This is a genomic window from Pseudomonas reinekei (assembly GCF_001945365.1).
GTDB lineage: Bacteria > Pseudomonadota > Gammaproteobacteria > Pseudomonadales > Pseudomonadaceae > Aquipseudomonas > Aquipseudomonas reinekei.
Window position 1 is genome coordinate 69426 of sequence record NZ_MSTQ01000025.1, and the last position, 10383, is coordinate 79808.

General features: G+C 56.2%; 8 protein-coding genes and 3 pseudogenes. 2 read left to right on the top strand and 9 right to left on the bottom strand.

What is annotated here, in order from left to right; translation table 11 throughout:
- Window positions 1–42: 42 nt before the first annotated feature.
- Window positions 43–2651, top strand: a pseudogene (locus BVK86_RS29115) (hybrid sensor histidine kinase/response regulator); the annotation flags it as partial.
- Between the two features lie 67 nt (window positions 2652–2718).
- Window positions 2719–3107 (top strand): annotated as a pseudogene (locus BVK86_RS26700) (zinc-binding dehydrogenase); the annotation flags it as partial.
- A gap of 49 nt (window positions 3108–3156) precedes the next feature.
- Here the strand turns inward: BVK86_RS26700 and BVK86_RS26705 are convergent.
- The 9 genes and pseudogenes from BVK86_RS26705 to BVK86_RS26740 form a co-directional block, all read right to left on the bottom strand.
- Window positions 3157–3552 (bottom strand): annotated as a pseudogene (locus tag BVK86_RS26705) (contractile injection system protein, VgrG/Pvc8 family); the annotation flags it as partial.
- Window positions 3553–3646: 94 nt separating this feature from the next.
- Window positions 3647–4309, bottom strand: coding sequence for a GAD-like domain-containing protein (locus BVK86_RS26710; RefSeq protein ID WP_075949231.1), 663 nt, complete (start codon window positions 4307–4309; stop codon window positions 3647–3649).
- Window positions 4310–4311: 2 nt separating this feature from the next.
- Window positions 4312–5616, bottom strand: coding sequence for a polymorphic toxin type 15 domain-containing protein (locus tag BVK86_RS26715; RefSeq protein ID WP_075949232.1), 1305 nt, complete (start codon window positions 5614–5616; stop codon window positions 4312–4314).
- A 3-nt stretch (window positions 5617–5619) separates the two neighbouring features.
- Window positions 5620–5982: a PAAR domain-containing protein gene (locus BVK86_RS26720; protein WP_075949233.1), complete on the bottom strand. Its 363-nt coding sequence runs from the start codon at window positions 5980–5982 to the stop codon at window positions 5620–5622.
- 104 nt (window positions 5983–6086) lie between these two features.
- The gene (locus tag BVK86_RS26725) at window positions 6087–7067 is read right to left on the bottom strand and encodes a beta propeller repeat protein (RefSeq protein ID WP_075949234.1); all 981 of its coding nucleotides are present in this window, start codon (window positions 7065–7067) and stop codon (window positions 6087–6089) included.
- Window positions 7068–7079: 12 nt separating this feature from the next.
- Window positions 7080–8249 (bottom strand): hypothetical protein, encoded by a 1170-nt coding sequence (locus BVK86_RS29640; RefSeq protein ID WP_139315808.1) that lies wholly within the window; start codon window positions 8247–8249, stop codon window positions 7080–7082.
- A 3-nt stretch (window positions 8250–8252) separates the two neighbouring features.
- Window positions 8253–8609, bottom strand: coding sequence for a DUF4150 domain-containing protein (locus BVK86_RS26730; RefSeq protein ID WP_075949235.1), 357 nt, complete (start codon window positions 8607–8609; stop codon window positions 8253–8255).
- 1 nt (window position 8610) lies between these two features.
- The gene (locus tag BVK86_RS26735) at window positions 8611–9960 is read right to left on the bottom strand and encodes a DUF2169 family type VI secretion system accessory protein (RefSeq protein WP_075949236.1); all 1350 of its coding nucleotides are present in this window, start codon (window positions 9958–9960) and stop codon (window positions 8611–8613) included.
- Window positions 9961–9969: 9 nt separating this feature from the next.
- Window positions 9970–10383 (bottom strand): bacteriophage T4 gp5 trimerisation domain-containing protein (locus BVK86_RS26740; RefSeq protein ID WP_425272403.1); only part of this gene is annotated, 414 nt, incomplete at its 5' end.

Here is a 10383-nt window from a genome sequence, read left to right on the forward strand (position 1 = left end):
TGTCTTTGGCTTACTCCAAACAGTTGTTTTGCAGTTTGACGCGGTACAGCTAATCTAGCCGACGCTAGGGTGCAACTGCCGCATATGGTGCAAACCCTGCAGCGCGCCGTGGGCACCAACAGCGCGCAGATCCGCGTCGAATCCTTGCAACGCCTGCGTGATACCGAGGATCGTCTGCAGCAGGCTCTGTCCCAAGCCAAAGTGACCCTCCGGCGTCCGGAGAATCTGGCGCGCCTCACCGAGCTCGATCTGCTGCTGCAACAGTTGCAGGCTGATAGCGAACAGGCCTTTCAAATGATTGATGAAGGTCGACAGGGACAGGCGTTGCTGCTGCTCAATAGCAGTGAGTTCCAGCAACTCGATCCGCAATCCGCTCAACCGAGTGCGGGTGGCGGTGGATCAGTTGGCCGCCGGGCAGCTCGACCAACCCATTCCTCACACCGACCTGAACAACGAAACCGGTGATCTGGCACGCGCCATCGCCAAACTGCAGACCGAGTCCCAACAACTGGAACGCCAGCGCTGGATCAAGGCGCATACCGCTCAGTTGCAGGTCGATTTGCAGCAGGCAGAAACACCAGATGAACTGGCTCAGGTCGTTCTGCAGCACATGGCCAGCCTGCACGGGATCTGCCAAGGGGTGCTTTACAGCGCCCATGAAGAGACCGCCAAACTGCTGCTGATGGGCCGTTATGCGACCGATGCCGAGCGGCCGCCTGAGGCGCAAGTCATGTTCGGCGATGGCCTGCTGGGGCAATGCGCGGTGGATCGCCAGCCTCGGCAATTTCAAACACTGCCGGAAAACTTTTGGCGTTTGCGTTCGCCGCTGGGGGAAATTCCGGCCAGTTGCCTGCTGTTGCAGCCCATCGTGCATGGCGAGCGTCTGCTTGGGGTACTTGAGCTGGCCGGACTGGAGCCGCTAAGCGAGCGCGAATTGCTGCTGTTGCATGAAGCTAACCCACGGCTGGCCGCAGCTATGGCGATCATGGAGCGTAATGAAGCGGTCAAGTCGCTCCTGGCAGAGACTCGTCGCCAGGCCAATGAAGTGGCCGAACAGGCACTGCAATTGGAAGAGCAGGCGCAAGCGCTGGAAACCCAGCAATCGGCGCTGCGCGCTCGACAGCAGTCCGGTGGCCATGGTGATCCGCGATGGCGATGGCCGTCCAACCTACTGCAACCCGCAGTTCGAGAGTCTGTTCGGGATCCGTCTGGCTGACCTCGAAGGTACCGATCCAGCGCAGTTCTGGGGCGATCCAGAGGTTCGCCAGCGCTTTCTCGCCGCCGAGTCGCAGGGCGCGGTGCTGAACTTCGAGGCTAGCATGCAACGTGCCGAGGGCGATCGTTTTGATGTGCTGGTTTCAGCCATTACAATGACGCTGGGCGCGCGGGGCGTGGCTGCCAACTGGTATTTCGATATCACCGACCGCAAGCTCGCCGAGGCCGAAGTGCAGCGCGCACGCGAGGCGGCAGAAGAGGCGACCCGGGCCAAGAGCGACTTCCTGGCCACCATGAGCCACGAAATCCGCACACCGATGAACGCCATCATCGGCATGAGCCATTTGGCATTGCGCACCGAGCTCAACCATCGTCAGCGTAATTACATCGAAAAGGTCCATCGCTCGGCGGAAAACCTGTTGGGGATCATCAACGACATCCTCGACTTTTCCAGAATCGAAGCCGGCAAGATGAACCTCGAGCACATTCCCTTCCGACTTGAAGATGCGCTGGACGGCTTCGCCAGCATGATTGGCCTGAAAGCCGAGGACAAAGGCCTGGAGCTGCTCTTCAGCACCGCCACCGATTTGCCGACCGCATTGATCGGCGACCTGCTGCGTCTGGGGCAGGTGCTGATCAACCTGGGCAACAATGCGACGAAATTCACCGAGCAGGGCGAGGTCGTGCTCGGTGTAGAACTGCGCGGTGCTGTGGGTGAGCAGGCACAGTTGCATTTCTGGGTGCGTGACAGCGGCATCGGCATGAACACCGAGCAATGCTCGCGGCTGTTTCAGCCGTTCAGCCAGGCTGATAGCTCCACCACCCGCAAATACGGTGGCACCGGTTTGGGCCTGGCCATCTCCCGGCATCTGGTGGAGTTGATGGGCGGGGACATTTGGGTCGAGAGTGAGCCGGGGCACGGTTCGACGTTCCATTTCGACGTGAGCCTGGGCGTGCAGCATGACGTTCAGGTGCGACGCATGGTGACTGCCGACGAACTCGCGGGCTGCCGTGTGTTGGTGGTCTATGACAACTCCAGCGCACGGGAGATTCTGTCGAGCATGGCCCGCAGTTTTGGCGTGGAAGTCGACGTCGCGCAAAGTGGCCGGGCCGCATTGGCCATGCTGGCGTGTGAACTGTTGGAGAGCGCCGGCATCGAGCTGAGCCTGGCCTTCCACGGCGCGCAGGCGCTCGAGCAACTGGAGCGTGACGCAGACTTCGATGGTGTATTGATGGACTGCCAGATGCCGGTGATGGACGGATATACCGCTACCCGCAAGATTCGTGAGCAATCACGCTGGGCAACGCTGCCGGTGATCGCCATGACGGCCGACGCCATGGCAGGGGATCGCGAACGGGCGCTTGCCTGCGGCATGAACGACCACATCTCCAAGCCCCTGCACGTCGATGACATGTTTGCCACCTTGGCCAAATATCGGGTCGTCCAGCAGGCCGAGTGCTTTGAATTCGACGAGGCGCTGGAGTTGCTGGAAAAGCTGTCCTGATGAAACAGTGAAACTGACCGAAGGCAAAGGCGTGGACCTGCTGCTCGACGTGGCTGGTGGCAGCGGCATGAATCAATCCGTCGCAGCGACCAAGGCCTCCGGGCGTATCGCGCAGATTGGCTTTTTGACCGGGCAGACCGTTGAACTCAATCTGATGCCACTCATTTTCCGCCAGACGACCCTTCGCGGGATTGCCGTGGCGCCGCGTTCATCGTTCGACCGGATGAACGCATTCCTCAACGTTGTCCCGTGATCGATCAGGTGTATCCGTTCGAGAAAGCACGGGAAGCGTACGAGCATCTCGCGAAAGGAGCATTTTGTAAGGTTGTCATCAAAAGTCGCTTGACCCCGTTAAGGCGCCCCGGCTCCTTCACTCGAATCCACTGAATCATGTTGACGACGTGTACCTCGAACTGACGTGCGCCATCGGCTGCTAGATCACCGGACAATCGGTGTGGGTGCCGATGGTGCCCAGGCCACCGACGCGGTCGGTGAGGACGAGGGTGTGGCCGTCGGCGCGGTGCTCGAAGGTGTAGAGCAGGCCTTCTTCGGCGGCGAGGCGGGCGATGAAGTCGAGGTCGGTTTCGCCGGCCTGTACGCAGTATTCGCGGGGTTGGTGCTCGAAGCAGATTTCGCTGCGGATATCGGTGAGATTTTGCTCGGTGAGCACACTGGTGATGATGTCGGGCACGCTCTGGGCCTGGAAGATGCGCCAATTGGAGCGCAGGTCGAAACGCTTCAGGGTCGGTTCGACCACGGCGGTGTAGCAGGTGCGGCGAAAGCCGGTGTCGCCCTGTTGGAACAGGCTGACCAAACCGTGAACGTAGCGCACCGGGGTGTCGTCGCGCCGGATTGGAATACGGCGCGGAAGTTGACAAAGTCCAGAAGCGCAATCGTGAAAATGAGTGTCCGTTAGCAATCCTTGCCTATTTCATGAGCTTGTCGAAATCGGAGCTTGAGAGCGGTAGTGTCGGGCTGTCGAGCTGACGCAGAATATGAAGATGCGGATCCAGCTTGAGGCGTCGGAGGGTATCCAATGTCGCGCTGCCACCCATAACGAGCGCGGGCTCGAAGCCGTACATCTCATCGGGCTCCAATGGACCGTATTTCTTCAACGCGCGTTCAAATAGCAGTTTTCCGTTGATGTCTTTGTAATCGAAGTCTTCTGGTTCATGAGAGCCAAAGAATGATTGAATTGAAAAGTCTTGGTCATGCAATGGTTTAGGTTTTAATTTGTTTTTTAAAGCCAATATTTCGTTATTAAGGCAGACAATCGTGACGCTTCTCCCTGTTCTCTCACCGCATAAATAGAGGTCACCAAACGCGCTGCGTGCGATTACGTGGAAGTTATCTATGTTGGCAAACGGTGTCTCTTCAAGCCATGCGTCTTTGATGTCCTCGTAGTCATCGGGATTAACCATCCACAGGAGGCCGTTTGCAAAACCTGCCCAACCCTCCTCACGCCAATAACTCAGTAGGATAGGAGGTAGCTTATCGGTCCAATAAACAAGGCTGGCTTCAGGAACTGGAGTTCTGTGTGTGGCCTCGCCAAAGGTTTCGATAAATAAAGCGAAATCTGGATCTCTCATCGTTATTTTCCTTTTCTGCCAGGTGGACAGATTTTCAGTTCCACATTCATGATGTCTGAGCCATCACCACGGGCGACGGCTTTTTCAGCAGCATCTTGCAATAGTTTCACGCGTCCCTTTTGATTCCAGCTGCCGCCAATGGCGCTATTTACGCCTTTATTACCTAAGGATGAGGGGGTGGGCTCGTGCCAACCACCGGCCACCATGTCAGGTTCATGCAGCGCGGCTAAAGAGTCCATGATTTCATTGGTTCGGTCAGCAGCCTCAGCCCTAGCTGCTTTAGGGTCACCCTGTGGGTTTTTCCGTCGGATGCTCTCATAAATGCTGTCTTTGATTTCTCCTGCACGCTTACTTCGATAAGCACCTTGAGCTGCAGCGGCCTTTGGATTTCGCCCTCCATTACGCGAGACTTTTTTGGCATCATTGAACATAGCTCGAGCACTGGCAAAGTCTTTGGCCGACATGCTGTTTATAGAGTCTTGCTGGCGTTTGAGCTGTCGAGCGTATTCCCGTAGATATTCCTTTTGATCTGTCTCGCTCATTTTCTTGTATCTTTTGGAGTTCCGCGGGTTGAAACACTTCGGCTCCACCCTACGTAGTTTTTTGGGTGTGATCCTTGCTCCTTGCTCCTGTTTACGGGCTGCTGCATCTCTGGCCTTTTTCTCCGCCGCCTCCTTTGCGGCTCTGTCAACAACCTCCTTACCCGCTTTGCCTGAGGCCTCGGCCATTTTCGCACCGTATCGGGTGGCCTTACCAGCGGTGCCCAGATAGCCAACAAACGGAATCGCGGACAACAGCGACAGTCCAGCGCCCACGTAGTCCCCGCGAAAAAGGCTAATGACGCCGCTGGCAATATCGGCCACTTCCCCGACCACGGGTATCAGGCCCACCACATCCAAACCTAGCTGGATGCCGTCCAGGATCTGTTCGCCGGTGATGCCTTCTTCTTCGGTTTCAGCTTCGATTGGCGGATTGGCCTGTGATGCCGGAACTGCCGAAGGCGCCGTCTCACCCACAACCCGCCCAATGGTATTACCGCTCTTGAACGAACTGAACGGCGGCATCGTCGCCAGTTCGGCGCGCAAGTAGCCTTTGCGCATTTCCTCGTATTCATCCTCCTGCATCTCCCGGCTTTCGTGCAGTTCATTACCTTGTGCATCCCGCCCAAACACGTCGACTTGCACGCCGCCGTTCTCGCCGAGCTGTAGCATCATTTCGTCCGGGCCGGCGATGCTGTTGGGAGGACGTCGGACGGGCACACTGACCGCATGCACCCGCACCGGGGCTAGATTGATCGGCTCTGCCATGCGTTACGCCCCATTCATCCAGAACTTGTCGTCATGGCGCACCACCAGCTTGCCTTCAGCCCGCACCGTGCTGCTCTTCTCCAACGGGTAACACTTGCCGCCGACGGTGTTGCTCTTGATGCCTTTGGCGTCGCCGTTTTCCAGCACGCCATCGTGGTCGGTGGTGTCACCGACGCGGGCCACGGCCTTTCCGTTGATGTTCATTGAGGGCGAGCCGCTGGTGATCACGGCACCGCAACCGAAGGCGTCGCCGACAAGGGCGACGGCGCGGCCGTTGACGGTGACGTTGCGCGTACCGCTGTTGATGGTGGTGGGGCCACACATCGGGCAATCATGGTCGTGTCCGACCAGAACGACGGCTGGCATAGAGCCTCCTGATAAGTATTGAGTCAGTGAAGGTTCTGCCGCTGCTACTTGTGTTTTGTTGGAGTGAATTTGCATAAGCCTTGCTATAAGAGTTATAGAGACCATTAATTATCTATGTGGGTGAACTCTTCCCAGCGACACCCATCAAAGCGTAGTAATTTTTCAGCCGAAAGTGCCCACATGACACCGTCTTTTGATTCGATGCAGCTGACTTCTTTAGCCAAGATGTCGAGTTTTTCTATTTTGGTGTCGATGATTTTGTAAATGCCGTCACTGGCTCCTATATAAATGTTGTTTTGGAATTCAGTTAGTGAATAAAGATCAGTGTCTATTTTCTTGCGTGCGAGCACTTTAAAACCCAGTCGTGCGTTTCCACTAAGAACTGTCCCCTGTGAACCTGCTATCCAAACAAGGCCGGAGGATGAAATATATAAACAATGAAGATCGGCTGCCGTGAGTCGGGGTAATTTATGCCATTGGATTCCATCGTGATTGGCTAGAAAGCCATCGGTTCCGACGACGTAGATGTCGTCTCTTGATCCGTCTATATCATACAAGTCGAGTGTTTCGTCTAGAGAAAGCTTGATGCTCTCCATAAAATTCATGTCAGGGGTTTCTGTGATTAATTTATTTTTTTGAAGTATGTGGTCATCAAAGTGCTCCCAGGTGGATTCGTTTTTTCTATAAATCTGCCCTCTGTGACCACAACTATACATTTGGCCATCTATATATTTTAGTTTATGGACGTATCCATACATTTTGCTGGATGGATCGAGTCCAGCATCTTGTATTTTCTCAACGCTAATTGCATCTCTGCTAAAGCATTCAATATGGCCTTCTTCGCTTAGTGCATAGATTTTGCGTGTTGCTCCTAAGGTCGGAGGAGGGAAGCAGGTTGAGACCACATGCCAGTCTGGCTGGTCATGATAGAACCACTTGTCCTTATTTTTGTCCTGGTAGAAAAAAAGTCGAGAATAAGGTTCATCCAAAGCCCGATCTGTGAATGAGCATGACATGTAGTACATGTCCCTGTCGATTGCTGATCCCGTATTCATAATTAGGGTTTGGGGTTGTTTCGAGGTCATCTATATCTTCCTTTAGAAGTCACCAGCGCCGACTTTACCAAGGGAGCCCGGTGGGGTGAATTTTATAAGTTTGCCTGATTTATCAGCCCTGACTCTGAATTGTGAAGGTAATCCTTTGGTTTCGTGATAGGCGCGTAGTTGAGCGGCCAATAGTCCAGCGTTACACCCAGTAACTCGTGCAGCTGCCAGTGCGCCCATTACTTCAAGTTTTAGCAGGGTAGTGGTCCCGGGTGGTGTTTCAGATAACCCAAGTGCCGTTTCAAGAGGGTCATAAGCCCTGTGTATTTTTCCGTGTTGGTCCGTAAGTCCTTTTCCTTTTACACAAATAACTAACCCCTCTGACTCGGAAAGACCTCCGGGGATTTGTTTTCTGTTGGGGCCTTGGCGTGGACCTTGTCTGAATGCACGATCTGGTACGACATGATGGCCTGTTAAACCTTTTGCTTTGCATGTGTCTGGTTTGTAAGGACGTAATAAACACTTTTCATTGCTTAAAAATTTCCCGCCATTTTTCCCTTTGGATGAAGGTGGATCTATTGCTTTTGTTTCAATGGTACGTGCAGCTCTTTCGGATACTTCCCTGCCACCCTGAACTCCAGCTTTGTTGATGCCCTTTCCAATTAATACACTGCCTTTTAGCGCATCGCCTGCAAGGGGAATTGCTGCAACTGCTGAGAGGCTAGCATTGACCGCATCACCCTCAGCAGCATAGATCCCGGCGTTAATTAGATCCGGAATTGCACCCAGCCCAGGTACGAAGCCCAGGACATCCAGGCTGCCGTGTACCCATGGGCTTGCACTAGCCCACCATCCTTTTTCCTCCTCTGTTTCCGTTTCTATTGGTGGATTTGCCTGTGTGGCGGGGACGGCGGCAGGGACTGTCTCACCTACGACGCGCCCAATGGTGTTGCCACTCTTGAACGAACTAAACGGCGGCATCGTCGCCAATTCGCTGGCAAGGAGCTCCTTGCGCAGTTGTTCATACCCCTGCTCATTCAGGATGAAAGATTTGTGTGAGGGATTGCCCTGAGGATCTGTTCCGAAGATGTCAGCCTGAACGGTATCGTCGCCATTGGCCTGCAACATCATTTCGTGAAATTTGTGCAGGTGTGTCGGATTTGAACGCATCGGCACACTGACCGCATGCACCCGCACCGGGGCTAGATTGATCGGCTCTGCCATGCGTTACGCCCCATTCATCCAGAACTTGTCGTCATGGCGCACCACCAGCTTGCCTTCAGCCCGAACGGTGCTGCTTTTTTCCAGCGGGTAGCACTTGCCACCGACGGTGTTGCTTTTGACGCCTTTGGCGGCGCCGGCTCCATCCCCCTTAGTGGTCGGCACCAGGCTCTTGTCGAACACCACCACCGGGTTGCCGTTGGCGCGTACGGATTTGGCCACGCCGGTAGCGGTTTTGAGTTCGGCGGTGACCGGGTAGGGCACCGGCGGGATGGCGCTGCCCATTGGTGTCTTGCACACATCCGGGACGATGCTGACGACCTTCCATTTGCCCTGCTTACGGGCGCTGACGTTATCGGCCATGTCAGAGCACCTCCTTGGCTGTGCGCTTTATCAGCGGTGCGTTCGGATCAGTTTCGAAACGAGCTTCCAGAACGCGAATGCCCAGGTGATTGGGCAGGCTGATGCGATGAGTCAGCGCCAGGGTCATGGCCTCGGTGTCGATGCGCAGGGTGTCGGTGAGCATGGGCAGTGGCAGCATGGCGCCGTTGTGCAGGCGCATCAGCACAAAGGGGCGATGGCCGGGCAATTCGACGTTCAACGTGCCGTCGGGCGTAAGATCGGGCTCGGTGAGGTTGAACAGTTCAAGTTGAAACGCAGGCGGCGGAAAGTCGATCTGCTGATCCACGGGCGCGCCGTTCCAGTAGGCAAAGTCGAAATCCCGTGGCAAGCCCGGCCAGCGCTCCTGCTGCCAGGTTTCGTCATAGTGCCCGGCCAATGGCAGTCGCGGTGCCCAGGCACGGCCCACCACGCCAAACCCCACTGGTTGGTTTTTGTAGCTGGCCGCGACTTGCGCCATGCCGTTGGCGTCGAGTTCACCCTCGGGATGTTTGGCCCGTTCTAGGCGCCACTCCGGTTGGTCGATGAGCTCGATCTGCGGCGCGGGCAGTTCGCGCAGCGGCCTGTCCAAGTGATAGCCCAGATCTTCCTGGCGTTTTTCAATCCAGCCCCGGCCCAGCGGGTTGCTGTAACACACCTCGTTGAGCAAATACGGCGGAGTGTTTTCATCAACCGCATGTTCGGGATTAATCACAACGCTGCTGCCCCCGAAGGCATATTCCCAGCGCAATGGCACCGAGGTGGCCGGTTGCGGCTCAGTCAATTGCCAGCCACCAAACAAGCTGTGACGAAACTGGCGAGGGCCAGTGAAACTCAGGTGTTTGTCCAACAAGTTATGGTGTGTCGGCGCTTCGGCACGACGCTTAAAAGCTTCTTGCTGGGCTGCTTGCCATGCCATTAGCTGATACTCGGTCAGCCGTTCGCCGGGACTCATTGGCGTCGGTAGCGGCACGTCGATTCTGGGCGGTGGCGCCACCGGCGTGCTGATGCGCAGTCCGGCCGTCCACTGCGTTGCTGGTTGACCTTGCGGCGCATGAGCATTGCCCGCCACGATCACATCGCAACGTGGCTTGAACGGTGCCAGGTCACTTTCCTCGCAGACGCTGCTTGCCCCTTCTTCGCCGTAGTAGCGGTCAGCGGTGCACAGTGGCAGCGGGTCATCGTCCAGCACCTCGGCGCGAAACCGCCCCGGTTGCCCGTCAATCGGCAGCAACCGATAACCCACTTTCATGACCAGCACCGGGTACTCTTGATCGTCCATGCCCAGCGCGCTAAAACACAACGCATCGAAGGGCGTCAGGTTGCGAAATTCCATGTCCGCCCCTCAGTTGATATCGACATCTTTGCCGTTGATCTGCACCGCGCCGCTGGCGCTGAAATCGAAGGTACGGCCGTTGATCATTACGGTGCCGTCGGACTTCATCACTAGGGTGGATTTACCCACCGTGACCTTGAATTCATCCCCGGCGTCGATGGTGAATTTCTTGCCCACCGCCACCGATTTATGGATGCCGACCTGCTCGCTCTGGCTCAGGCCCACCGTGGTGTTCATGGCCGCGCCAACACTGGTCTGGTACGCCGCGCCAATGGTCAATGCCTTGGCCAAACCAATGGTTTCGGCTTTGGCCAGCTTGATGGTCTCGGCCTTGTTGCCGCCGATGGTCACGCTGCGGTTGGCACCGATGCGGATGGTTTCGTTCTGGCCGACATCCTCGGTGCGGTGGTCGCCGATGGACAC

Excerpts from the sequence above, each read along its gene's own strand:
- BVK86_RS26710 (WP_075949231.1), bottom strand. The coding sequence starts at position 4,309 with ATGAGAGATCCAGATTTCGCTTTATTTATCGAAACCTTTGGCGAGGCC.
- BVK86_RS26715 (WP_075949232.1), bottom strand. The coding sequence starts at position 5,616 with ATGGCAGAGCCGATCAATCTAGCCCCGGTGCGGGTGCATGCGGTCAGT.
- BVK86_RS26720 (WP_075949233.1), bottom strand. The coding sequence starts at position 5,982 with ATGCCAGCCGTCGTTCTGGTCGGACACGACCATGATTGCCCGATGTGT.
- BVK86_RS26725 (WP_075949234.1), bottom strand. The coding sequence starts at position 7,067 with ATGACCTCGAAACAACCCCAAACCCTAATTATGAATACGGGATCAGCA.
- BVK86_RS29640 (WP_139315808.1), bottom strand. The coding sequence starts at position 8,249 with ATGGCAGAGCCGATCAATCTAGCCCCGGTGCGGGTGCATGCGGTCAGT.
- BVK86_RS26730 (WP_075949235.1), bottom strand. The coding sequence starts at position 8,609 with ATGGCCGATAACGTCAGCGCCCGTAAGCAGGGCAAATGGAAGGTCGTC.
- BVK86_RS26735 (WP_075949236.1), bottom strand. The coding sequence starts at position 9,960 with ATGGAATTTCGCAACCTGACGCCCTTCGATGCGTTGTGTTTTAGCGCG.